At 72.4% G+C, this 26,205-nt stretch carries 11 protein-coding genes; 5 read left to right on the top strand and 6 right to left on the bottom strand.

All coding sequences use genetic code 11. From position 1 onward, the window contains the following. Positions 1–99: 99 nt before the first annotated feature. Genes OIE47_RS26760 through OIE47_RS26745 form a run of 4 tightly spaced genes read right to left on the bottom strand, consistent with a single transcriptional unit; the run spans position 100 to position 7,706 of the window. A complete protein-coding gene (locus OIE47_RS26760; protein ID WP_326557267.1) occupies positions 100–2,868 on the bottom strand; it encodes an FtsX-like permease family protein in 2,769 nt (922 codons plus the stop codon). After that, on the bottom strand, positions 2,865–6,047 hold the full coding sequence (locus OIE47_RS26755; protein ID WP_326557266.1) for an FtsX-like permease family protein: 3,183 nt from the start codon (positions 6,045–6,047) through the stop codon (positions 2,865–2,867). The genes OIE47_RS26760 and OIE47_RS26755 overlap by 4 nt, the downstream gene beginning before the upstream one ends. 7 nt (positions 6,048–6,054) lie before the next feature. Beyond that, a complete protein-coding gene (locus OIE47_RS26750) occupies positions 6,055–6,777 on the bottom strand; it encodes an ABC transporter ATP-binding protein (protein ID WP_326557265.1) in 723 nt (240 codons plus the stop codon). Beyond that, a complete protein-coding gene (locus OIE47_RS26745; RefSeq protein WP_326557264.1) occupies positions 6,774–7,706 on the bottom strand; it encodes an ABC transporter ATP-binding protein in 933 nt (310 codons plus the stop codon). Before OIE47_RS26745 ends, OIE47_RS26750 begins: the two co-directional genes overlap by 4 nt. A 481-nt stretch (positions 7,707–8,187) precedes the next feature. Here OIE47_RS26745 and OIE47_RS26740 point away from each other — a divergent pair, with 481 nt between their 5' ends. Then, positions 8,188–11,736 carry a DNRLRE domain-containing protein gene (locus tag OIE47_RS26740; protein WP_326557263.1) on the top strand — a complete coding sequence of 1,183 codons (3,549 nt, stop codon included), beginning with the start codon at positions 8,188–8,190 and terminating at the stop codon, positions 11,734–11,736. Positions 11,737–11,843: 107 nt separating this feature from the next. Continuing rightward, positions 11,844–12,278, top strand: a complete 435-nt coding sequence (locus OIE47_RS26735) for a hypothetical protein (protein WP_326557262.1) — start codon at positions 11,844–11,846, stop codon at positions 12,276–12,278. Positions 12,279–12,792: 514 nt separating this feature from the next. Here OIE47_RS26735 and OIE47_RS26730 read toward each other — a convergent pair. Further along, the gene (locus OIE47_RS26730) at positions 12,793–14,382 is read right to left on the bottom strand and encodes a phospholipase D family protein (RefSeq protein ID WP_326557261.1); all 1,590 of its coding nucleotides are present in this window, start codon (positions 14,380–14,382) and stop codon (positions 12,793–12,795) included. A gap of 29 nt (positions 14,383–14,411) precedes the next feature. After that, the gene (locus tag OIE47_RS26725; protein ID WP_326557260.1) at positions 14,412–15,050 is read right to left on the bottom strand and encodes a dihydrofolate reductase family protein; all 639 of its coding nucleotides are present in this window, start codon (positions 15,048–15,050) and stop codon (positions 14,412–14,414) included. Positions 15,051–15,146: 96 nt separating this feature from the next. Between OIE47_RS26725 and OIE47_RS26720 the strand changes: the two genes are divergently transcribed. From OIE47_RS26720 to OIE47_RS26710, 3 genes are all read left to right on the top strand, one after another. After that, positions 15,147–15,359, top strand: a complete 213-nt coding sequence (locus OIE47_RS26720; RefSeq protein WP_326557259.1) for a hypothetical protein — start codon at positions 15,147–15,149, stop codon at positions 15,357–15,359. 72 nt (positions 15,360–15,431) lie between these two features. Beyond that, positions 15,432–15,929, top strand: a complete 498-nt coding sequence (locus OIE47_RS26715; protein WP_326557258.1) for a cupin domain-containing protein — start codon at positions 15,432–15,434, stop codon at positions 15,927–15,929. Positions 15,930–16,432: 503 nt separating this feature from the next. Beyond that, positions 16,433–26,164: an RHS repeat-associated core domain-containing protein gene (locus OIE47_RS26710; RefSeq protein WP_326557257.1), complete on the top strand. Its 9,732-nt coding sequence runs from the start codon at positions 16,433–16,435 to the stop codon at positions 26,162–26,164. The last annotated feature ends 41 nt before the right edge of the window (positions 26,165–26,205 follow it).

Genomic DNA, 26,205 nt, shown 5'->3' with positions numbered 1-26,205 from the left:
GCGGGCAAACACGACGGCACGATTCGCGCCGATGCCGAACCCGGAGACTTCCTCCAGCTGACCGGCGCCCACCACCAGAGGTGACAGCCCACTGGGCCGTCACTCGCCCGCGCGGAGCACCTCGCTCAGCCGGTCGCGCCGCCGTAGCGCCGACTCGACGGGGACAACCGTGGCGGCCGCCGCCAGCAACGCCATGCCCACCAGGCCGAGCATCCACCAGGGCAGGACGACCGCCGGGTCGGTGGCTTGGCCGGTGAGCAGCCGCAAGTCGAGCGGGCCGAGTGTCAGGCGTGCGAGCAGGGCCCCGAGCAACGGGCCGTACACCGCAGCGACCACGACCGGCGGCAGCAGCTCTCCGGCGGCGACCCAGCGGGCGTCGCGTGGCCGCAGGCCGAGGGTCCGCAGCCGGGTCAGGGTCTGCCACCGCTCCGGCGCACCCGCGGCCGCGGCGAGCATGAGGCCGAGCAGCCCCAGCGCCAGCAGCGCCGCAGCGGCCGTCCACGTCAGGCGCAGTAGCCCCGCGGTCAGCGGGGCCGCCCGCTGCGCCCGCAGGACATCCGTGCGCAGCACGACGTCGGCGGCGACGCCGGTGCTCGACACGGCCCGTGCCGCGCCGGGGCCGGTCACCCAGACGGTGTTGGGGACGGCGGGCAGCCCGGCGGCGGCGAGAGCCGCGGCGTCCACGATGACGATGTCGGTGGCGGCGCCGACGGAGGGAGCGGTACCGACCGCAGCGAGACGGATCGCGGGGGCGCCATCGCGGGGAAGCTGCAGCCTGGTACCGGTCCGCAGGCCGCCGTCGCTCGATCGGACCAGCGCCGGCACGTCCCCGGGGCCAGGACCGGGTGCCGAGAGCCGGGCCAGCGCCGGCGCGTCCGGCAGCGGAGTGGCCGCGAGCAGGCGTTGGAACGCGGCGGCGTCCACGATGACCAGACGTGGGGCGAGTGCGGTCGAGTCGGCGACGACGCGCGCCGAGTCGGTCACCTGTGCGGTGAGGACCTGCCGTACCCCGGGTGCGGCAGCGATGCGTTCGGCGAGTGCGGGCGTGGAGGCCGCGGCGTCGGCGCCGACGTCGAGGCGGGCGTCGGCACCGACGGTGCTCCACGCGCCGTCGGTGAGGCCCCGGGCGGTGGTGGCGCCGAGGATGAGCGCGAACGACGCCAGCGCCGTGGCGCTCACCAGTACCAGCAGCGGCAGCGCGCGCCCGGCCGTCGCGGCCGCCCGGGCTGCGCCGAACACGGCCAGCGGACGGCGGGAGCGCAGGGCCTGCCGGAGCGACAACCGCACCCCGACGGGCACCAGCCGGAGCAGGACGAGCGCGCCGGTGAGCACGCCCAGCGCGAGAGCGCTCATGGGCAGGGCCAGGTCGCCGGTCAGCTCTCCGGCGTCGCCGACGGGGCCGGCGGCGGGCACGAGCCCGCGTTGGTGCAGTGCGACGAAGGCGGCGACCGCGGCGATCAGGACAGCGGCCTCCAGGGCGGCGCGGCGCAGCTGTCCGGTGCCGCGGAGCCGGCTGCGTGCGGCCCGGTTGGCGGGCCTGCGCCGATCGCGGCTGGCTCGGGCGGCGGCGAGTGTGCCGAACGCCGGCCCGGCGACGGCGCCGGCCAGGACCACGGGAACCGCCCAGGACCAGGAGACGCCCGCCGCCACCGCGCGGGCGATCGCGAGCCCGACGACGGCGGCCGACAGGGTCACCCCGGCCGACTCGATCAGCAGTTCCGCGCCGAGGTCGGGCAGCGCCGCACCGCGCTGCCGGGCGGCGCTCAACGCCGGGGTACGGCGGCGGACCAGCAGATCGGCGGCGAGCAGCAGGACCAGTACCGTGGCGGTCAGAACCCCGGCGAGCAGGACGGCGGCTTGCGCGGAAGCGGCGCTGATCTGGGTACGGGCGTCGCGCAGCACGGTGTCGAGCTGCGATTCCCACTTCAGGGACTCGTCGCGGACGCTCGACGAACCGGAGGTGGCCTTCAGCTCGACCACGGTGCCGGCGAGCGCCGCGGCGGCGTCCCAGGTGAGTGCGCCGGGTTCGGGGGTGAAACGGACGGTGCGCTGCAGTTGGTCCTCGTCGACGGCGAGACGGGCGTCCGGGAGCGACTCACGCGACAGCAGGCCGGCGAGGCGGGTGCTGCCCACGCCGTCGGCGCCGGGTACGGGTCGCAGCAGCGACGGGGCGAGTCGCCAGGCGGGATCGGCGCTGTCCGCAGGTCGGTAGATCCCGCTGATCCGTACGTCCTTGTCGCGCTTCTGATCGTCCTTGAGCGGGATTCGGTCGCCCGGGCCGAGGTTGAGTGCGGCGGCGTCCGCCTCGGACAGGCCGACCTGCACCGGCCAGGGCGGTCCGTGGTAGGGGATCTCGACGGCCTGGTCCGGGTCGGCGACGGCGGGGCCGGGCGCGCTGCCGGCGATCCACGTCACGTCCGGGCCGCCGAGATCGCCGGCCAGGTACGTGAACTGGAACGTACGCAGCACGCTACCGTCGGTGATGCTGAAGATCGGGCCGTTGACGACGGCGACGGGCGGTTGCAGCACGGCATCCAGGCCGGACCCGAGCGTGTCCGCCGCCCGGCTGCGGAAGTCGTCGACCTCCCCGGCGAGGCGGGGTACCCGGATGCGTCCGCCGCTCGGGCCGTCGTCGCGCTCCCAGTTGGCGTGTACGAGGACGTCCGCGTCGTCGCCAGCGCGGCGGATCGTGTCCTTCACGGCGTCGTCGGCGGCGGCGCGCAGCAGCGTCGGCACGGCCCCGGCGAGCAGCGCGACGGCCGCAACGACAGCGGCGGTGAGCAGCAGCGGTCCGGCGTCGGCGCGGGCGCGGCCCCGGACGCTGGGCCAGTGCGGTGCCGGCCGTCGGCGAGCCAGCCAACGGTTCACGACGCCACCCGCAGGTGCGCGGCGTCGGCTCGGCGGACCTGGAGGGTGATCACGACGGTGACGGCGAGCGTGCACCCGGCCAGCAGCCCGGCGAGCAGTACGGCCTCGGCGGTCCACGGCCAGAGTGGCTGGGCGGCCGGAACGGGCGCGGCGCCGGTGTCGGAGCGTACGAGCAGGGGTACGACGACGCGGGTGGCGAGCGCGCCGACGGCCGCGCCCGCCGCGAGCAACGGCAGCAGAACACCGGCGTGCTGGCCGAGCAGCACGGCCCGGATTCCGCGCCGGGACATCCCCAGGCCGCGCAGCCGCGCCACCTCGACGGCGCGGGCCTGCAGGTCGCAGGTCACGTGCAGGACGACGCCGGCGAGCAGCAGCAGGGCCGCGGCCGGGACGACCAGCCGGAGCGCGGCCGGCAGCCCGGCGCGCAGCGGGCCGCCGGTGAGGCGGGCGGTCTCTGCCTCGCGCGTCGTGACGGTGCCCAGGTGCAGGGCGGTGGCCCGCTCGGCGGCACCGGGTCCGGCGGGGTGGCCGACCCACCAGGCGTCGACCGGGAACGTCAGGTCGCCGGTGACGGCAAGTGCGCGGGACAGGGTGTCCAGGTCGGCCAGGACGGCGACGGCGCCGGGGGCGGACGGGACGGTCGGCACGACCTCGGTGACGACGATCGGGACGGGCGTGGTGCCGACCGTGACGCTGAGCTGCCGGCCGTGGCCGGCACCGACGTCGCTGGCGAAGCGGGCGGAGACGGCGACGGGCACCGGGCCGGGGTTCGGGAAGGCGGTGGCGACGAGGTTCCGGGCGGCGTCCGGGGCGCCGCCGAGGTCGACGGTTGCCGCCATCCGCAGCTCGGTTCCCGTCGGTGTGGCGGAGAGCGCGACGGTCGGGTCGCTGAGCTGCCCCGCCACCGGCGGAGCGGATGTGGCGGTCCAGTCCGATCCGTCAGCCGATGCGTCCGGCGGCACGGTGAGCGTGACGGCCACGGCGATGCGGCCCGCGACCGCGTCGGACCCGCCATCCGGTCCGGTCGGGTCGGGCGCCACCGGCAGGGACACCGCGACGAGGCGCAGTCCGTCCGCCGTCGCGCACGCGGGCAGCCGGTGCTCCCGCCCGTCGAGCGGCACCGGAGGACCGGTGCAGGGCGTACGCAGGCCGGTGGCGTCCTGTAGCAGCAGCCGGGGCGTTACGGCGAGCGAGGTGCCGCCGGCCGCGGTCCCGCTCAGGACGAGCGGGGCCCCAGCCGGAATGGCGAGGCCGTTGACGCGGGCAAGTGGTGCGAGAGCCGCCCCCACCTCCGTCCAGCTGCGGTCGCCGTCCAGCCGCCCGCGCAGCAGTGCGTCGGCGCGGGTGAGGTCGACGGCGACCAGGCGGGGCGCCTCACCGGCGGTGCCGAGCCACTGCCCGACGGCGGTGCCTCGGTCGACCGCCGGGCTCACCTGCCCCGAAGTGGCCGCGCTGACGGCCGCGCCCTGCCCGGCGACCGGCGGCGTGGTGAGGGCGAGCGCCAGGTCGGTGCCAACGGAAAGCTCGGCCTGGTCGTACTGCGACCGTTCCCAGGTGGCGTCGAAGGCGATGCCGAAGGTCCCGACCGCGCAGGCCAGCCCGACGAGCAGCCCGGCGGCGACCGCCTGGGGCCGGCGGGCGGCCTCGGAGGCTGCCAACGGCAGCACCAGCCCCCGGGCGCGGCGCGCCAGCCGGTCGGCGCCGCGCAGGGCGGGCAGCACCACGCGGAGCACCAGGGCGGCGCCTGCGGTGAGCAGCAGCGCCGGCGCGAGCACCCGGACCGCGTCGGCGCGCGGGCTGGCGGTGGTGGGCTGCGCATACAGCTGCCACCACCCGACGGCGGCGAATGCCGCGAGCAGCAGGTCGGCGCCCGATCGGGCCAGCAGTTCGCGCCGGTTGCGTCGGTCGCCGGCTGCCGGGACGGGCCGGATCGCCAGGACTATGAGCACGACGGCGAGCACCAACGCGCCGCCGGCGACCGCCAGCACCTGGGCGCCGGTGACGGCCGGCCGGACGGTCAGACCGGCGCCGTCCAGCGGCGACAGGTGAGTCAGGCCGGCGTGCACGGCCGACGAGGCCGGTATCGAGAGCGCGGTGGCGAGGGCGGCGACGACCACGGCCTCGAGTGTCGCGGTGGCGGCGAGCTGGCCGCGGCTGGTGCCCAGGGCGGACAGCAGGGCGGTCTCGTCGGCGCGAATGCCCGCGGTCAGCCGGCCGGCGAGGGCGAGTGCGGTCGCGGCCAGGACGCCGCCGAGAACCGCGACGGCGAGCACGACGGCGCCGGTGACGTGTCGCTGGTTGTCGGCGGCGCGCAGGGTCAGTGGCAGGGCGGAGGAGACACGTTCGAGCTGCACGCGGTCGCCGAGAGTGCCCGCCAGCCGGCGGTCGGCGGCGCGGACGGCCCCGGCCACGGTCTCAAGGTCGCGGCGGTTGGAGTGGGACAGGTCCGGATGGGCGGTGATCTCGAGCCGGTCGAGGGTCGCACCGGTGGTGACCAGGTCGGCGAGGTCGACGATGAAGGGGCCGTAGGCGTTGACGGGCTGCCCGAAGCGGCCGTCGCGGTATCCGGTGGCAGAGCCGGCGGCGGCCAGCGGGTCGCGGTCCCAGCCGCGCCCCGGCAGCGGGCGTACGACACCGACGACGGTCACGTCGAGGGCCGGGACGGGCGCGTGGGCCAGCTCCGCGCCGAGGTGGACCCGGCTGCCGGGGCTGAGGCCGAGCAGCTGGGCGGTGGACTCCAACACCACCGTGTCGCCGGCGTCGCGTGGCCAGCGCCCCGTCATCAGTTGGGCTCGGGTCGGCAGGTCGTCCAGCCCCGACAGGTACGCCTGGGCCGGTACGGTGGTGCCCGGGGCGAGCCCCGGCGGCAGCGCCCGCAGCACGGTCGACGCCCGCGCGGTCGTCGTCGCCGAGAACGGTACGAGCGCGGAGGTCACCACGGTACGGGTGTCGGCGGTGACGGATGGCGCGTCCCTGCCCTCGATGGTGCCGGTGTAGGCGGTCACGTCGACGGCAGCGGGGGCGGCGCGGGCCATGGCCACCTCCAGCGCCCGCTCGGCGGTGCGGGTGCTCAGCAGGGTGCAGGTGCCGAGCAGGGTCGCGCCGACCGTGACGACCCCGAGGAGGGCTGCCAGCAACTGCCACTGCGCGCGGGCGCGGCGGCTGACCAGCCTCAGCATCGTCGCGTCACGTGGCGCCCGGGACGTGCCCGTACGGCTGCTCGGCCGCCTGCTCGTCGAGTTGCCCGTCGTGGATGCGGATCACCCGGTCGGCCAACGCCATCATCACCGCGTCGTGCGTCGACACCAGTGCGGTGACGCCTTCGGACTCCACCACCCCGCGCAGCAGGGCCATCACCGACAGACCCGTCTCGGCGTCAAGTTGCCCCGTCGGCTCGTCGGCGATCAGCAGCCGGGGTGAGGCGGCCAGCGCACGCGCGATCGCCACCCGCTGCTGCTGGCCGCCGGACAGCTCGGCCGGCCGCTGCCGGGCATGGTCGGCCAGGCCCACCAGGTCCAGCAGCAGTTCGACTCGCCGCTCGCGCTCGGCCGGGGCGACGCGGGCCAGCCGCAGCGGGGCGCCGACGTTCTCCGCCGCCGACAGCACCGGGATCAGCCCGAAGCTCTGGAAGACGTACGACACCTTCTCGCGCCGCAACCGGGACAGTCCGTCCTCATCGAGCGCGGTGACGTCGGTGCCGTCGACGTGCACGGTGCCGGTGTCCGGGCGATCCAGGCCGCCGATGACGTTGAGCAGGGTGGTCTTGCCCGAGCCGGACCGGCCGACGAGCGCCACCATGGAACCGGCGGCCACGTCGAACGAGACGCCGCGCAGGGCGTGCACGGCGGTCGGCCCGGTGCTGAAACGACGGTGCACACCACGCACGCTGAGCAGCGGCTCGGTGCTCATTCGTCGCTTCCCGCGTCGGGGCGGATCGTGATGTGGTCGGGCTCCAGGGCCAGCCGGACCCGCCGGGTCAGCGCCAGCGCCTGACGGAAGTCGCGCGGCACCTGAACCCGCCCGGCCCGGTCCATCACGGCGTACTCCTCGGCGATCATGTGCGTGTCGCCCTCCGCGTTGGTGGTGGTACGGCGCAGCACCTCGCTGCTGGTGCGCCCGTCCCGGATCGCGACGGTCCGTTCGACCTGGCCGCTGACCTCCGGGTCGTGGGTCACCACGACAACGGTGACGCCGTACCGTCGGTTGACGTCCCGCAGTACGCCGAAGACTTCCGCGGACGTGGCGGCATCCAGTTCGCCGGTCGGCTCGTCGGCGAGCAGGACCCGCGGCCTGTTGGCCAGCGCCACCGCGATCGCGACCCGCATCTGCTGTCCGCCGGAGAGCTGGGCGGGGCGCCGATCGGCACAGTCGGCGACGCCGAGGCTGCCCAGCAGCTCGGCCGCGCGCTCCCGGCGTTGCTTCTTCCCGGTACGGGCCGCCGTCATCGGCAGGTCCACCATCTCCCGTGCGGTCAGGTAGGGGACCAGGTTGCTCGCCGTCTGCTGCCGTACGAAGCCGACGGTGTGCCGCCGGTAGTCCACGCGGTCCGCGCGGGACATCGCCAGCAGGTTCCACCGGTCGACCCGCGCTCGTCCGGCGGTGGGGGCGTCGATGCCGGCCAGAATGGACAGCAGCGTCGACTTACCCGAGCCGGAGGCGCCGACGACGGCGACCATCTCACCGCTGTCCACGGCCAGGTCCAGTCCCTGCAGCGCCTGCACCTCGATCGAACCGGTCTGGTAGATCCGCACCAGGTTCTCGCAGACGATGAGCGCGTCCCGGCCGAACTCGGGCGCCCGCGCGGACGGTTGCGGCAGGGACAGCGGCGTGCTGGACATTTCCTCCTCCGTCCGGGTCGTGCCGACATCGGGCCAGCGTCGTGCAGCGATCGAGTACACCGAACGGACACCCGGTGTCACCTGTCCGGCACGGAGGGTCGCGTAATGCGTCAGGAGCCTCGATCGCCCCCGCTAACGCAGTATTGAAGCAGTTTCGCAACCGGCTGCGTCGTTGACCCCTGCACGGGGCTTGCCCGCGTCCCGCGGACGCGGACAGCGGCACGGGCCGGGCGGCCCTATCCGCCACGTACGGCGTCACCCGCGCCCGGTCGCCGTCGACGTACCGAGCAGCCCCGCAATGCCTCGTCCAACCGGCGTGCGGCCGCCCGATGCATGGGCGGCCCCGGTCCCTCCGTCAACCCCGCCGCGCCCGACCTGCGGCAGGGTTCCCGAACGGACGATTCAAGGATTACCCAAGGTTCCGTTCCAGGCCACCGGGAGATGGTTGCCTATCTATTCCTTGTGCTCCGAGGGGAGCGAGATGACAGGATCCATGAGCCCGTCCGCGCGCGGACCCGGGCAGTGGCGGGCGGTGGCCGTCGCGGCCGTCGCCGTACTGACCGCGTCGCTGCTGATCGGCGGTCCGTTCCGGGCCAGCGCCAACCAGCCCGAACCCGAGTCGACGGCCAGCCGGCTCGACCCGGTCAAGGCCGCACAACAGGCGGCCAGGAAACAGAACCGACGCGTCGAGATCGAGTCGATGCGGACGGAACGGTCCAGCACGTGGGCCAACAGCGACGGCCGTACGCTCCACGCCGAACTGCACAGCGAGCCGGTCCGGGTCAAGCAGCGGGACCGGTGGGTGCCGGTCGACACCACCCTGGTGGAGCGCAACGGGGTCATCCGGCCCAAGGCGACCCCGGTGGGGCTCGACCTGTCCTCGGGTGGCGACACGACCGTTCTCCGCAGCCGCAACGGCCGGGACCGGTCCGCCGTACGCTGGCCGCGCCCGCTGCCCCGGCCGGTGCTGTCGGGCAGTGCGGCCACCTACCCCGACGCGGTGTCCCCGGGCATCGACCTGGTGGTCACGGCCACCTCCACCGGGTTCGACCAGTCGATCGTCATCCGGCAGCGGCCGGAGGGGAAGCCGACGTTCCGCGTACCGGTCACCCTTCCGGAACGGATGACGTACGGGAAGGACAAGTCCGGCGGCCCTCGTCTGCTCGCCACCGACACGGGCAGGACCAGCACCTTTGCCGACGTCTCGGCGGCGACGATGCTCGACGCCAAGGCGGTCGACACCCCGGACTCGGGTGTTCGGGGGATCGCGTCGGCGTCGGTGACCCACGACTCGGTGGGACCGGTACTCACGCTCACGCCCGACCCGGTCTTCCTTGCCGACCGCGACGTGGCCTACCCCGTGACGATCGGACTGGCTTCCGAATGGGTCGGCGCGGGACTGGACGAGGACACCTTCGTCTCCAGCGTCCAGTACCCGAACTCGCAGGCCTCGGCGACCTGGTTGCGGGCCGGCCGGTCGTCCAGCAGCGCCGCGGAAACCTGGCGCACCTACATCCGCTACCACATCGCCGGCACGAACCTCGTCGGATCCACCATCCTCAACGCCGACCTGCGGATCTGGAACTACCGCTCGAACGCCTGCGGGTCCCAGGTGGGCTCGGGCATCGTCGCCCGCCGGATCACCAGCGACTGGAGTCCGGCGACACTGCGCTGGAGCGTGCAGCCCTCGGCCACCACCACCGGGCAGAGCAGCAACCAGGCCGCCTACAGCGACACCTGTTCCTGGGGTGAGGGCGAGCTGTACCACTCGGTCGAGGCGATCACCCAGGCATGGGCGGACGGTGCGCCGGACCTCGGCTTCCAACTGCGCGCGGTGAACGAGTCGGAGGCCACCAACTGGCGGCAGTACCGCTCCTCGGAGAGCAGCGAGACCGGGCCGGTGCTCTTCGTCGACTACGAACCCGCCGAGCAGGTGACCATCCTGTCCACCTACGCGGACGAGCACGGTCCCGACGTGGTCAACCGGACCTGGGCCGACGCGGAGGCGGCGCAGGCCAGGATGACCGACGTACCGCCGCAGATGCCGAGGCGCAGCGACGAGGATGCGATCCGGTTCGCGGAGACCGAGGGCGTCACCTTCGACGACCTGGAGATGGACGACTACTCGGCACCGGAGGGACTGACCCAGGAGGATCGGGACGCGGCGAGCAACCCGAACGCGCCGCCCGGTGAGGATCCGGTGCCCCCGGACCCCACCCCGACCGGGCCGAATCCCACCCCGACCACCCCCACCCCGACACCTTCCGAACCGACACCACCACCGACCGGGCCGCCCGGTGAGGACCAGACGCTGGAGCTGCCACTGGTCGCCGGTGTCGCCACCACCAACTGGGGCTTCGAGGAGCAGGGCGAGCCACTGCTCGTCGCCGGCAGCTACGACTGGGGCGACGGCACGCACGACCTGTCCCGTACGTACCTGAGGTTCGACACGACGGCGCTGGCCGGACGTACGGTACGCAGCGCCACGCTGCGGCTGAACCAGGTCTTCGCCTGGTGCGACACCGACACGATCGACATCCGGGTGTTCCCGGTGACCGGCTCCTGGGCCCCGGAGACACTCGCCTGGAACCGGCAGCCGGCCACGGGCGCGACCGGTGTGGCCGCGGACGCCACCCCCGACTGCGAGGGCGTCGGGACGATGAGCTGGCCGGTGACCGCGACCGCCCAATCGTGGGCGACCGGTACGGCCAACCACGGCCTGGCCCTGCGTACGGTTCCGGAGGCCGGGGAGGGCCAGCACGAACGCTACTTCGACTCCGCCGTGCCGTGGGAGGGCGAGCCGGTTCCGCCCGTGCTGGAGGTGACCCTGTCCGGCAGCGGGGCGCTCACGACCGGTTCGCGGGTACCGGGCGACGGTGGGCGCGCGGTCGACGCGGCGGCGCCCTCGCCCACCAGCCCCGGACAGATCACCCTGGCCGAATGCGACGGGACCTCGGCGACGACCAAGGCGTACGCGTCCAAGGGCTGGATCAAGAACCAGTACAACGCCTGCCACAAGCAGACCGGGCTGTTCGAATCCTGGGTCCGCAACCGGGGCGGTGTCTGGGTGCAGGTCGGGGCGGTGTCGTTCCGGATCACCCAACTCGTCACCACGTTCCGTGGTGTCCGGGACAGTTCACACCTCGCGGCTCGGGACACCAAGCTGAAATGGCGGCTGGACGACTTCCGGACCGTCTGGGGCACTCCCCCGCCGGCCGTCATGCCGGTGTCGCTGCTCCTGCTCAGAACCAGGGGTGTGGGGTCGCCCGACCCCTGCCAGCTCACCAGTGGGACGGACCGGGTGACCAAGACGTACGCGCAGTGGACGGCCGGTGTCACGGTCGACCACACGCTCCGCTCCCCGACGCCCGTCGGGGTGGGGCGGCACTACACCGCCAACTGCGACATCAACGCGGGTATCGAATTCGTCTACGACCGGGTCAAGTTCACCGCCTTCGGCACGCACAAGGCCATCCGCTGCGACTCCTCACCGAACATCTCCGTCTACAACGGCGGCTGTGTGATCAGGAACGGCGTCTCGACCTTCAAGTTGAACAAGAACGATCTCAAGGTGCAGCACTCGGCCGAGCACATCGACACCGCACAGCAGACCCCCAACCTGACCGAACCGTTGCCGCCCGCGGGCCAGCGCAAGCACATCCCCGGCTCGAGGGAGAGCAACGACCCGCTGCACCGGCTGACCGGCGGCGGCATCAAGAACAACCGGGACCTCGCCATCGCCGCCTGCAACCGGATCTGGGGCACCAACCGGGACTCGTGCGACGAGTACCCGTTCGCCTCGACCAAGGAGGGGGCCCTGACCGGGCCGTTGTCCTACTCGGTGGACGAGATCCCGCTGAAGGACAACTGCGCCTCCGGTTCCCGGCTGGGCTGGTTCTACCAGAAGCACCGCATCCTGCCCGGGGACCCGTTCTTCGTCCAGATCGTCGGCCAACCGGTCGACCCCGACGACCCGAACCCGAGTGAGCCACCGGACGAGCCCGGCGACACGTACTGCGACCAGCAGTAGCCGCGCTCCCGACCTCGTACGACGGACCGTCGCGCCTCGGTGGGCAACCACCCGCCGGGGCGCGACGGCCTCGTCCGCACCTCGTCCGCCGCGTACGATCGGCGCCCGTGGCCGAATTCGCACTCTACGCATGGGGCAACTTCCTCTACGAGACCGAACTCGACCGTCTTGCCGAGTGGCTCGAACCCGCCGTCCTCACCGGCGAGCGGATGTTCCTCCATCCGGACGTCGCGATGTCCGACGACGGGCCGCTACGCGTCGACGCGAGCCGTTCCCTGTACGCCGTCAGTGGACGGTTCGCCTCCGGGCGCGACCTCGCGCTCGCACCACCGCGCACCGACGACTGGCGGATCGGCTACCTGCGGCTCGTGACCGACGGGTCGGTCGACGACGCCGAGCGGGTGCTCCGGGAGCTTGAGCAGCAGGGATGCGAACTGAACCGCGACGACGATCCGGGGCGTAATCCGCTGCCGATCGGCGAGATCGTGGCCGGGTGGGAGGAACTGCACGGCCAGTGGGACGTCGCGCTGGTCAGACTGTAGGACGGGACCGGCCCTGCGGGTTCGTACGGTGGTGCCGGTGACCGTGGTCCGGGGCAGGCGCCCCGCGCGGGAGTGACCGTCGAGGGCTTCGCCGTCCACCACCACGTCGAAATCGAGGTGCCTGCCCGCAGCACGATCGACGCGATGTGTTGGGCGTGTCATGCAGTTCCCGCGCGATGGCACTGCGTTCGTTGGCCCGGACCAGAGCCAGTTCCGACACCCGGCGCCGCCGCTCCTCCGCGACCCGCCGCTCCACCTGGCGGGCCTCCTGTCGCACCACCGGCAGGTACGCGCGCCGAGCAGCAGCGGGAGACCGATCAACACGGTGACCCGGTACCAAATCCGCCGGCATGCTGTTCAACACGCGCGTGGCGTAGACGGTGGCCAACGCTCCCCAGCCGGCCGGCCGCAGGGGTACGGCGGTGTCGCGCACCGGCGCCAGGTACCCGAGCACACACGAAGGCCGACCGACCGGCCCGACGATCCGAGCCGGCGCCGGGGTGTCGGTCGCCCGCTACCAGCTCCCACTGCGCCGGGCGTGCCAGGGACGGCCGTCCGGGTCGTAGACCAGGCGGTAGACCGGAACCGCCCAGACCCGGGTCAACCAGCGCAGCCGTTCCGGTTGGTGCGGGCGTAGCCGACCCGGCGGCCGGGGCCCGAGTTCGCCACCGTCATGCCACGCCTGTAGCGCCGCCGCGCCGGCCGCGATGGCTCGCACCGCCTCCTGCGGATCGAGCAGGTCGTCGTCCTCGCTGCCGTCGGCGGCCCGGTCCAGGTGCTCGCGCCACAGCCGCAGCCGCAGTTCGCGGGCGAACCGGCGGGCCCCGTCGCCGAGCCCGGACGGGTCGGTGGGCGCCCGGTCGTCGGCCGTGTCGTCGAGTACGGCGCAGGACAGTTCGCTGTCGTGGGTCCACGATCGGCGGTTGAAGTTGTCGCTGCCCACGCTCGCCCAGACGTCGTCCACCACACAGACCTTGGCGTGCACGTACACCGGGTCACCGGACCGGTTCTCCACGTCGAAGACGTGCACCCGCTCGGGTGCGGCGCGCTCGCAGAGGGCGAGCGCCTGCTCCCGCCCCACCATGTTCGGCGGCAGGGCCAGTCGACCGTCCACGTCGGGGTAGCGGGGCACCACGGCGACCAGGTGCAACTCCGGGTTGGCCCGCAACGCGGCGGCGAACAGGTCGGCCACCTCGGTCGACCAGAGGTACTGGTCCTCGAGGTAGATCAGCTTCCGGGCCCGGTGGATCGCCTTGGTGTAGCCACGGGCCACCGTACGCTCCCCGTCCGGAGCGAACGAGTAGCGCGGCCGGACCGCCGGATAGGTGCGCAGCACCTGGATGTGGTGCGGCCCGCAGGGCGGCGGGTCGGGGGGCTGGGCCGGCAGCGGGTCGGCTCTCAGGTCCGCCCCGCGCAGCCGGTCCCGCAGGTACGCCATGGGGTTCTCCGAGTCCAGCGGCATCGGATCGGTCCAGCGCTCCCGGAACACGGTGTCCAGCGCACCGACCACCGGCCCCCGCACCGCCAACTGCACGTCGTGCCAGGGTGGGCGGTCGCCGTAGCGGGGTGACATCGCCACCGCCTGCGGGTCGCCCCGGTGGTCGGCGTCATCGCGCCGGCTGTGACAGAGGTCGATCCCACCGGCGAAGGCGATGTCCCGCTCCGGCTCGTTCGGGTGCCGCAGCACCACCAACTTCTGGTGGTGCGATCCGCCCCGCCGGACCCGCTGGTCGAGGAGCACCTCGCCACCGGCGGCCGAGACGGCCTCGCTGAGGCTGCGGTTCTCCTCCTCGCTGTACTGGAGCCGGTCCAGGTGAGAACGCCAGATCAGACCTTTGACCACCACGCCACGTTGCGCCGCCCGGCAGAATAACTCGGACACGGTGGGACCATCCGGGCGCATCCGTTGGTCCGGGTCACCCCGCCAGTCGGTGAAGAACAGATGGTCCCCGGCCCGCAACGACTCGACCTCGGTCACCAACCGATCGAAGTACGCCGCGCCATGAATCAGCGGTTCGGCCTGGTTTCCGCTGGTAGAGGCGGGTAGGTGGGAGGTCGGGTTGCCGCGCTCCCGCGCGGTGAGGAACCAATCCTCCGTCGCCACGTGCCAGCCCTCCAAGGTCGATTACGTCCTCACCGTATGCCGACGGGGCCGGGCTCCGCACCACGAAGCGCGTTCGCCTGCCGCTCCAAGGGGCTCTGGCTAGCCCGGTCCGGGCTCGATTGGCGGCGCGTGGGGCGATAGGTCAGGACGACGATGCCCGAGGTGAAGGTCGTACTGTCGACGAGTTCAACGGTGCCGGCGCTCTCAGGGCGGAAGAGAGCCTCGCCGCCGCCCTTGATGACGGGGTAGATCCAGACCCTGTACTCGTCCAGGAGCCCGTGCTTGGCCAGATCGTCGGTGAGTCGGCCGTTACCCCAGATGAGGATGTCCTTGCCGGCTTCGGATTTCAGTGTGGTCACGGCTTCGACGAGCTCGTCGCCCGGGATGATGTGGGAGTTGTCCCACGCGTCCGACTTTTCCAGGGTGGAGGACACGGCGTACTTGGCGATGCTGTTGACGTGGTCGGCGTAGGGGTTGCCGCCCATGGCCGGCCATGCCTGGGCCATGCCTTCGTACGTGACGCGGCCGAGCAGGAGCGCGTCGCAGCCGAGCGTGAGGTTCAGGGCGTACGCCATGGCGTCCTCGCTGTTGTGCTGCATGGACCACAGGTGCGGGTTGTCGATGAAGCCGTCGAGGGTGGCGTAGGTGGAAGCGATGATCTTTCGCATGATGTCTCCTCAGGAGTACGTGCAGTCAGGTGCCGGTAAGGGTGGGTGCGGTCAGGCGGCTGCGCGAGTCCGGTGCCAGGGGGCGCTGTCGACGAAGTGGGTGTCGAAGCGATCCTGGACCGCGAGCACCGGCGCAGCTTCCAGATCCGCCTCACGGAACAGGGCTACGCCACCGTCGACGCCGCCATGACGCAGCACACCGCCAACGTCACCGCCCTGCTGGCCGCCGGCCTCACACCCCGAGAACTGACCACCCTGGACGCCCTGGCACGCAAGCTCCTGCACCATCTGAGCACCGCCGCCCGATAAAGTCCGGCAAGGGCCATCCGGCGTCGCACCCACCCACGAACGTCCACGCCTCGCAGAAGGGAAGGAACCGCGTTGTCGCTACCCGCCTATCCACCCTCGCGCTACGACGGGGAACACGGTCACAGCCGCACGCACCTGAGAAGAGCGGACCAGCCGGCCGACATCACCTACCCCAACGGGGTGAAGGTCACCTACCTCGCGCGCGGCACCGAGACGTACGGCGACTTCGGCCTCTACCGGTGGGACTTCAGCCCGGAGCCAAGCGGACCCGGCCCGCACTTCCACCGCGGCCTTTCCGAGTCGTTCTTCGTCCTGGGCGGAAACATCCGGCTGTACTCCGGCGACCGATGGGTCGACGCCGGCGCCGGAGACTTCCTGCACGTACCACCCGGCGGGATGCACGGGTTCCGAAACGAGTCGGGTGATCCAGCGTCGATGCTGTTGCTGTTCGCGCCGGGCGCGCCGCGAGAGGAGTACTTCGAAACCCTCCTCAGGCTCCGCGACGGTTCGCTGGAGATTACCGAGTCCGAGCGGGACGCCTTCGGCATCCGGCACGACAACTGGGACTGACCGGTTGTTTGGCGGAAGAAGTGCTGGTGTCACCACGCCGACAGCGCCCCTGCCGAAATCCACAACCGAGTAGGTGAAAGCTGCCGCAGGACCGCCGGACCGTTGCAGCATGACCGTCTGGTGCCGGTGGTGCCGGGCGCTCCGCATGCCGGCGAGGCCGAAGGCGCCGAGCCCGGCCGAGAGTTCCCACGTGTCGACGCTCACCCGGCGGAGCATCCTCGTCACAACGCAGAGGTCCGCGACGGAGAGCCAGCCGGACCGCGCGGCCCGGTGCGGCCCACACCGGGCCCGCGGCGAACCGTCCAATTTAGCCCGCTCGGCGGCAACACAATTGACTGTCCGATAGTCGACAACACTTTCGGTGACGCCGCCGGTTTCTGCCGGTAGAAGGTGCGATCACAGTGAGTGATTAGGTTCCGGGGGTCCCGGACCGATCGGATGTCTATTCTGGTCGATGGATCTCGCCTAGCTTGCCTTCCAGAAGTTGCGTCTGAGGAGGCAGCATGTCTGGACCGGCGGGCCACCGCACCATCCGATCGAGGGTCTGGGCGGGTGCCCGACTACGGTCGACCGCGTCGCTCGCCGCGCTCGCCCTGCTGCTGGGCCTCGGCGTCCGGGGGGACCTGCCGGACATCGTGCCGGCCTCGGTCGCCTGCGACTCGTTCGGCTACGCGTACGACGCCGCCGGGCAGTTGGCCGGGGTGCAGGACCGGACCGGTCGTAGTGCCCGGTACGGGTACGACCCCACGGGCAACATCACCTCCGTCACCAACGACGGCGGCTCCGCCCTCGCCCTGCTGTCGTTGGTGCCGGCCAGGGCGGCGGTCGGCGCCGAGGTGACCCTCCAGGGCGGCTGCTTCTCCAACGTCGCGGCCGAGAACACCGTCGAGTTCAACGGCGTACCGGCCACGGTCAGCACGGCCGGCGGACGGCGCCTGGTGGTCCGGGTCCCCGCCGGGGCGACCACCGGACCGGTCACCGTCGCGGTCGGCGGCGTCACCGCGACCAGCCCGCAGTCCTTCGTGGTCAGCGGTTCCGGCGAGTCCGCGCCGACCGTCACCGCGGTCACCCCGAACGTCGTCGCACCCGGCGGCACGGTCACGGTCACCGGCACCGGCTTCGCCACCGAGGCCGCCGACAACGCGATCACCCTCAACCGCACCCGGGCGTTCACCCCGACCGTCGCCGCCGGCAGCCTCGGCGTCCAGGTGCCCGCCGGCGCCGGCTCCGGCCGGATCGGGGTACGGACCAGGTACGGCAGCGGCGAAGGCACCGCCGACGTGTTCGTCGCGCCCGCCCCGTACGCCGTTGCCGACGTGGCGCACACCTCGCGGGTCGCGCTCGGCGGCACGAGGTCGGTGTCGATCCCGAGCGCGGGCGACATCGCCCTGGTCGTCTTCGACCTGGCGGAGGGGCAGCGGGCGAGTGTGCAGCTCGCGGACGGCACCCTCGGCTCCTGCGGCATCTCCACCGCGAAGGTGCTCGACCCGTTCGGGCGCACCGCCGCGTCGTCCGGGTGCGTCGGCGCCACCGGCTTCATCGACGTGGTGACGGCTCGGACGGCTGGGACGTACACCCTGCTGCTGGCCGCGGCGAGCGCGGCCACCGGCTCGATCTCGGCGACCGTCCGGGAGGTGCCGGCGGACGCCACGGCGAGCACCACGGCGGGCGGCGGCCCGGTGACCGTCACCACCACCGTCCCGGGGCAGAACGCGGCCGTCACCTTCGCCGGCAGCACCGGTCAGCGGGTCGCGGTCAAGGTCAGTGACGGCACCTACGGCACCTACAACGCCGCCGTCACGCTGCGCAGGCCGGGCGGCGGAACGGTCGCCTCGAACGGTTCCTGCGGCAGCGCCTGCTTCCTCGACACCGCCGTGCTGCCGATCGAGGGCACGTACACCCTCTTCGTGGACCCGCAGTCCACTGTGACCGGGGCGATCACCGTCCAGGTGTACGACGTGCCGGCCGACGCCACCGTGGCGGTGACGCCCGGCGGTCCCCAGGTCACCGCCACCACGACGGTGCCCGGCCAGAACAGCGTCTTCTCGTTCGCCGGCACCACGGGGCAACGGGTCCTCGTCCACCTCTCCGGCGGCACGTACGGGACCTACAACGCGACGGCGATCGTGCGCAGACCGGACGGGTCGAACCTGACCAGCAGCGCGTACTGCGGCAGCTCGTGCCTGTTCGACACCACGGTGCTGCCGGTCGACGGCACGTACACCATCGTGGTCAACCCCGACACCACCTACGTCGGTACGGTCGGCGCCCAGGTCCACTCGGTGCCGGCGGACGCGACGGCGAGCACCACGCCCGGCGCGGGCGCGGTCACCGTCGCCACCACCGTCGGCCAGAACGGCGTGATCTCCTTCCCCGGTACGGCGGGGCAGCGGATCTCGGTGCAGTTCAGCGGTGGTACGTACGGGACGTACAACGCGTCGGCGGTGATCCGTAAGCCGGACGGGTCGAGCCTGGGCGGCAGCGCGTACTGCGGTGCGTCGTGTTTCTTCGACGCGGTGGTGCTGCCGGTCGACGGCACGTACACGATCGCGCTCAACCCGGACGGCGTCACCGTCGGCCAGGTGTCGGCGCAGGTCCACCTGGTGCCGGCGGACGCGACGGCGAGCACCACGCCCGGCGGCGCCCCGGTCACCGTGGGCACCACCGTGCCGGGCCAGAACGCGGTGGTGTCGTTCGCCGGTACGGCCGGGCAGCGGATCTCCGTGCAGTTCAGCGGTGGTACGTACGGGACGTACAACGCGTCGGCGGTGATCCGTAAGCCGGACGGGTCGAGCCTGGGCGGTAGCGCGTACTGCGGTGGTTCGTGTTTCTTCGACGCGGTGGTGCTGCCGGTCGACGGCACGTACACCATCCTGCTCAACCCGGACGGCACCTACCTCGGCCAGGCCACGGTGAAGGTCCACGACGTGCCGGCGGACGCCGCCGCGAACAGCACGCCAGGTGGAGCCCCGGTCACCCTGACCACCACGGTCCCCGGACAGAACGCCGTGGTCTCCTTCCCCGTCACCGCCGGGCAGTCCGTCTCGGTGATCATGTCGGGCGGCACCTTCGGCACGTACAACGCCTACGCCAGGCTGCGCGCCCCGGACGGCTCCACCGTCGTCGCCGACACCTACTGCGGTACGAGCTGCTCGTTCAACGCGATCACGCTCCCGACGACCGGCACGTACACGGTCCTGGTCAACCCCACCGACGCCACCCTCGGTGCGATCACCGCCCAGGTGCACGACCTGCCGAACGACGCGGTCGCCAACACCACCCCGGGTGGTGCGGCGGTGTCGGTGACCACGACGGTGCCGGGGCAGAACGCGGTGGTCTCGTTCCCGGCGACAGCGGGTCAGCGGGTGGCGGTGCAGCTCTCCGCCGGCACGTTCGGCTCAGCCGAGGCGGTGGTGACGCTACGCCGCCCGGACGGGACCTCGATCGTGTCGAACAGCTCCTGCGGGACGGCGTGTTTCCTGGACACCACGACACTTCCGGTGGCCGGGACGTACACCGTGCTGATCGACCCGAGGGGCACGGTCGTCGGCGGCATCACCGCGAAGGTGCACGACGTGCCGGCCGACGCCACGGCGACCGCCACGCCGGGTGGTGTGGCGGTGTCGGTTACCACGACGGTGCCGGGGCAGAACGCGGTGATCTCGTTCCCGGCGACGTCGGGTCAGCGGGTGGCGGTGCAGCTCTCCGCCGGCACGTTCGGTTCGACCGAGGCGGTGGTGACGCTACGCCGCCCGGACGGGACCTCGATCGTCTCGAACACCTCCTGCGGGACGGCGTGTTTCCTGGACACCACGACACTTCCGGCCGACGGCACCTACACCCTGTCCGTCGACCCGAGGACGGCCGCCGTCGGCGCGCTCACCGCCCGGGTGTACGTCGTACCGGCCGACACCGCAGCCGCCACCACACCCGGCGGGGCCGCGGTCACCGTGACCACGACGGTGCCGGGGCAGAACGCCGTGATCTCGTTCCCGGGTACGGCCGGACAGGTCGTCACCACCAGCTTCTCCGCCGGTGCGTTCGGCGGCGGTAGCGTGGCCGTGGCGCTGCGCGCGCCCAACGGCAGCACGGTCACCAGCACCTCCTCCTGCGCGACGACCTGCTCGTTCAGCTCTGTGTCGCTGGCCGCGGCCGGCACCTACACGCTCCTGGTGGACCCGGCCGCGGCGGCCGTCGGCAGCCTCACCGCGCAGGTCTTCGACGTGCCGGTGGACGCCACCGTCCCGACCACCCCGGGCGGCGACCCGGTCACCGTGACCACCAGCACCCCCGGCCAGAACGGCGTGGTGACCTTCCCCGGCACCGCCGGGCAGCGGATTCTCGTCCAGGGCACCGGCGGCACGTACGGCACGTACAACGCGACGGCGGTCGTCCGCAAACCGGACGGGTCGAACCTGACCGGCAGCGCGTACTGCGGGACGTCGTGCCTTTTCGACACGGTGGTGCTGCCGGTCACCGGCACGTACAGCCTCCTGCTCGACCCGGCCGGCACCTACACCGGCGCGCTCACCGTCCGGGTGTACGACGTACCGGCCGACGCCACCGCGACCGCGACACCGGGCGGGGCGGGGGTCACCCTCACCACCACCGTCCCGGGGCAGAACGCGGTGCTGTCGTTCACCGGGGCGGCGGGTCAGCGGATCGTGGTGCAGGGGACCGCCGGTACGTACGGGACGTACAACGCGACGGCGGTGGTGCGCAAGCCGGACGGGACGAACCTGGTCAGCAGCGCGTACTGCGGAGCGACGTGTTTCTTCGACGCCACCACGCTGCCGGTCGCCGGCACGTACACGATCCTGCTGAACCCGGAGGGCGCCTACACCGGCACGGTGGTCCTGCGGATCTACGACGTGCCGTCCGACGCGGCGGTGAACGCCACGATCGGCGGCCCGGCGGTGTCGGTGGCCACCACCGCCCCGGGGCAGAACGCGGTGCTGTCGTTCACCGGCACCGCCGGTCAGCGGATCTCGGTCCAGGGCACCGCCGGCACGTACGGGACCTACAACGCGACCGCGGTGGTACGCAAGCCGGACGGGACGAACCTGCTCAGCAGCGCGTACTGCGGAGCGACGTGTTTCTTCGACGCCACCACGCTGCCGGTCGCCGGCACGTACACGATCCTGCTGAACCCGGAGGGTATGTACACGGGTGCGGTCTCGCTCCAGTTGTACGCCGTCCCGGCCGACGTGGCGGCGAGCACCACACCGGGCGCCGCCCCGGTCACCCTGACCACCACCGTCCCCGGGCAGAACGGCGTGCTGTCGTTCACCGGCACCGCCGGCCAGCGGATCTCGGTGCAGGGCACCGCCGGCACGTACGGGACCTACAACGCGACGGCGGTGGTACGCAAGCCGGACGGGACGAACCTGGGCAGCAGCGCGTACTGCGGGGCCACGTGTTTCTTCGACGCCACCACCCTGCCGGTCGCCGGCACGTACACCATCCTGCTGAACCCGGAAACCACGTACACCGGTGCGGTAGCCCTCCAGGTGCACGCCGTCCCGGCCGACGCGACCTCGGCCACCACCCCGGGCGGCCCGGCGACCATCCTGACCACCACCGTGCCGGGGCAGAACGCGGCGCTCACCTTCCCCGGCACCGCCGGCCAGGCGGTCACCGTGGCGATGACCGCCGGCACCTACAGCCAGTACAACGCCACGGCGATCATCCGCAAACCGGACGGGACGAACCTGGGCAGCAGCGTGTACTGCGGCGGCAGTTGCACCTTCACCTCGGTCACCCTGCCCACCGCCGGCACGTACACCGTTTTTGTCGACCCCTCGACCAGCACCGTCGGCAGAGTCACCGGCGAGGTACGGCTGCCCGCCGCCCCGGCTCCCGCCGCCGCGAAGCAGGCCGTGACCGGGCCGGTCGGCGACGTCACCGAAACCTGGACCCCGGACCGGTTCAACCTCGCCGGTGAGGACTGGGAGTCGCACCGCACCGGCGCCTACGGCAACCTCCAGCCGGCGCTGCGCGCCGAGCGGGGAATCACCGCGCTCGCCGGGCAGGCGCTGCTGCTCAACGGCAGACCGCTCGCGGATGTCACCCTCACCGTCGGCGGGCGCGGCACCCGTACCGACGCCACCGGGCGGTTCCTGCTCACCGGGCTCACCGCCGGGCACCACGTCCTGGTCATCGACGGGGCGACGGCGAGCAGCCCGGGACGCGCCTTCGGCCGCTTCGAGACCGGTGTCGACCTGCGGGCGGGAGAGACCGTCGAGCTGTCGTACCCGATCTGGATGACCCGGCTCGACACCGCGAACAGCGTCCGCTTCCCCTCCCCCACTACCAAGCAGCAGACGGTCATCACCACTCCGGCGATTCCCGGCTTCGAGGTACGGCTACCCAAGGGCTCCGTGATCCGCGACCGGACCGGCAGAACCGTCACCGAGTTGTCCATCACCGCGCTCCCGGTGGACCAGCCGCCGTTCCCGCTGCCCGCCGGGGTACGCACCCCGGTCTACTTCACCGTGCAGCCCGGCGGGTCGGTGATCCTGCCGAAGGGCGCGCAGATCATCTACCCGAACACCCAGGGCCTCGCGCCGGGCAGCCGGCTGGACTTCTGGGACTACGACCCCGGCCGGGTGCCGTGCACCAACGCGCCGGTGAAGTCGTACCCGAAGAAGCCGGGCACGACGGCGGCGAAGGCGCCCTCGGTCTGCGCGGTGACCGGCGCGGAGGCCGGCTGGTACGTCTACGGCCGGGGCACCGTCACGCCGGACGGCCGGCAGGTCGTGCCCGACCCCGACGTGCGGGTCTGGGAGTTCACCGGGGCGATGTTCAACGGCAGCGGCAAGCGCCCCGCCGGCACCGGACCGGGCGAGGACGGCGACGCCGGCGGCGACCCGGTCGACCTGGCCAGCGGGCTCTTCGTCGACGAGCACACCGACCTCACCGTCAACGACGTGCTGCCGATCTCGATCACCCGCACCTACCGGCAGAACGACACCCAGATGCGCGAGTTCGGCATCGGCGCGAACTTCACCTACGGCATCTTCATCTACTCCGAACACGAGTACACCGAGGCCGACCTGGTCTTCCCGGACAGCGGCAAGGTCCACATGGACCGGATCAGCCCCGGCACCGGCTGGACCGACGCGGTGTTCAAGGCCGTCGGCACCACCGGCCCGTTCCGGGACGCGGTGATGACCTGGAACGGTGACGGCTGGGACCTGGTCCGCACCGACGGCATGGTGTACGTCTTCGGCGAGAACACCCCGTTGCAGTCCATCCGGGACCGGCACGGCAACCAGATCACCCTGACCCGCGCCAGCGGCGGGCAGTCCGGCGACATCACCCAGATCACCTCGCCCAACGGACGCTGGATCAAACTCAGCTACGCCAGCGGCCGGGTGGTTCGGGCGCAGGACAACGCGGGCCGGGCCGTGGTCTACGGCTACGACACCGCCGGTCGGCTGACCAGCGTCACCTCGCCCGGCGGACGGACCACCGGGTACGGCTACGACACCGCGAACCGGATGACCACCGTCACCGACGCGCGCGGCATCACCTACCTCACCAACACCTACGACACCGCCGGGCGGGTGGTTGCCCAGACCATGCCCGACGGGGTCACCTACGGTTTCGCGTACACCACCGACGGTGCGGGCAAGGTCGTGAAGACGGCCGTCACCGAGCCCGACGGAAGCGTCCGGGAGACCAGCTTCGACGCCAACCGCCGGGTGACCACCGAGACCACCGCCGCCGGCACCGCCCAGGCACGTACCTCCACCACCGCCCGTGATCCGGTCACCCACCAGCCGACCGCGCTGGTCGACCCGTACGGGCGACGGACCGCGCTCGGGTACGGCCCGAACGGGGACCTGACCTCACTCACCGCGCTCGCGGGCACCGCCGCCGCGCAGTCCGCCACCGTCACCTCCGGCGGGCCCTACCGGCAGATCACCTCGGTCACCGACGACCAGGGCCGGACCAACCGGATGGAGTACGACACCACCGGCAACCTCACCAAGGTCACCGACACCGCCGGCCGGAGCCGGCACTACGCCTACAACGCCGCCGGTCAGGTCACCTCGTTCACCGACCCGCTGGGCAACACCACCAGCTACACCTACCAGCACGGCGACCTGATCGCGGTGACCGACCCGCTCGGCCGGACCACCCGCAGCTTCGTCGACGCCGTCGGCCGCCCGGTCGCCGTCACCGACGCGACCGGCGTGCTGGAGCAGGTCCGCCACGACCCGGACAACCAGGTCGTGGCCAGCACCGACGGCCTCGGCAGGGTCACCGCCTTCGAGTACGACGGCAACGGCAACCTGACCAAGGTCACCGACGCCCGGGGCAACAGCACCTCCGTCGCGTACGACAACTCCGACCGCCCGGTGACCGTCACCGATCCGCTCGGCCACCAGGCCCGGCAGACGTACGACGTGCTCGGCCGGGTGGTCTCCGCCACCGACCGGCGTGGCAAGACCACCGTCACCGAGTACGACCCCCTCGGCCGGACCACGTTCATCGGGTACGGCGCCACCGCCGGACCGAGCTACGAGAGCACCAAACGGTTCGGCTACGACACCCAGGACCGGCTCACCACGATCGACGACTCCGCCGGCGGCGGGCTGGTCACCCTCGGCTGGAACGACCTCGACCAGGTGGTCACCGTCGTCAGCCCGGCCGGCACCGTCGGCTACTCCTACGACGCGGCCGGGCGGCGCTCGGGGATGACCGTGCCCGGTCAGCCGGCGATCTCCTACGGTTACGACCAGACCGGCCTGGTCGAGCGGATCACCCAGGGCGGCACCACCGCCACCTGGCACCGGGACGCGGCCGGCCGCACCGACCGGGTCGAGCAGGGCGGCGTCACCGCCCGGTACACGTACGACGCCGCCTCCCAGCTGACCGGGATGTTCTACGAGAGCGCCGGTGGGGTACCGATCGGCGACCTCGGCTACTCGTACGACGGCACCGGGCGGGTGCTGAACCTGACCGGCAGCCTCGCCAACGTCACCGTCCCCGCCACCGCGCCATCGGTCAGCTACGACGCCGCGAACCGGCTGACCAGCCGGGGTGCCCGGACGTTCGGTTACGACAACGAGGGCAACCTGACCGGGGACGGACTGCTCGGCTACACCTGGAACGCCCGGGGCGAGCTGACCGGGGTCACCGGGCCGGGGATGACCACCGCGTACGGCTACGACGGCGCCGGGCGTCTCGCCACCCGTACGGCCGGTGGGGCCACCACCGCCTTCGTCTACGACGGCCCGAACCTGGTACGGGAGCAGACCGGGGCGGCCGTCGCCAACCGGCTCACCGCCGGGCTCGACCAGACACTGGTCCGTACCGACGGCGCCGGCGCCCGGATGCCGATCACCGACGCGCTCGGCACCGTGCTCGGCCTGGCCGACTCCGCCGGCACGCTGACCACCCAGTACAGCTATGACCCGTTCGGCGCGGTCACCGTCAGCGGCGCCGCCAGCGGCAACACCCAGCAGTTCACCGGCCGGGAGCGCGACGCCGACACCGGGCTGTCCTACCACCGGGCCCGCTGGTACAGCCCGGAGACGGGGCGGTTCCTCAGCCAGGACCCGGCCGGATTCGGCGGCGGCAGCACGAACCTCTACACGTACGCCCTCAACGACCCGGTCAACCTCTCCGACCCCAACGGCGACTGCCCGATCTGCGTACCGATCCTGATCGGGGCGTTGATCGGCGGCGCGTCCTCGGTCGGCATCGGCGCGGGCGTCGCCGCGCTGACCGGGCGCAAGTACAGCATGGGTGACGCCCTGCGGGACTTCGCCATCGGCGGCGCGCTGGGCGCGCTCAGCGGCGGTGTCGGGGCGTACCTGAAGGCCGGCAGTTCGGTCTGGAAGCTCAACCAGTTCGAGCGTGGCCTGGCGATCGAGGCGAAGCTCGGCGGCAACCTGCCGCGCAGCTTCCCGACCATCGACCGGTTCGCCAACGGCACCGCCACGAGTATCAAGAGCGTCGACCTGACCGCCAAGAGCTACCAGACCGCCGGCCAGCTCACCAGCCGGTTGCAGGGCTATGTGGACAAGGCGGCCGGTTTCGCCAAGAGCAACCCGGTCAGCTGGGACGGGGTCACCATCAGACCGGGACAGGTCGCCGCCCGGGAACTGGAGATCGCGGTGCAGCGCGGTACGGCCACCAGCGCCCAGCAGAACGCGCTCAACCAGATAGTCCAGTACGGCGCGCAGCGAGGGGTGACCGTACGGATCATCCCGATCAGGTAGCAACCATCCGGGGACGCCCAACGATATCCTTGGGCGTCCCC

It is taken from the genome of Micromonospora sp. NBC_01796 (assembly GCF_035917455.1).
Lineage (GTDB): Bacteria > Actinomycetota > Actinomycetes > Mycobacteriales > Micromonosporaceae > Micromonospora_G.
This window is presented reverse-complemented; position numbering and strand designations above follow the sequence as displayed.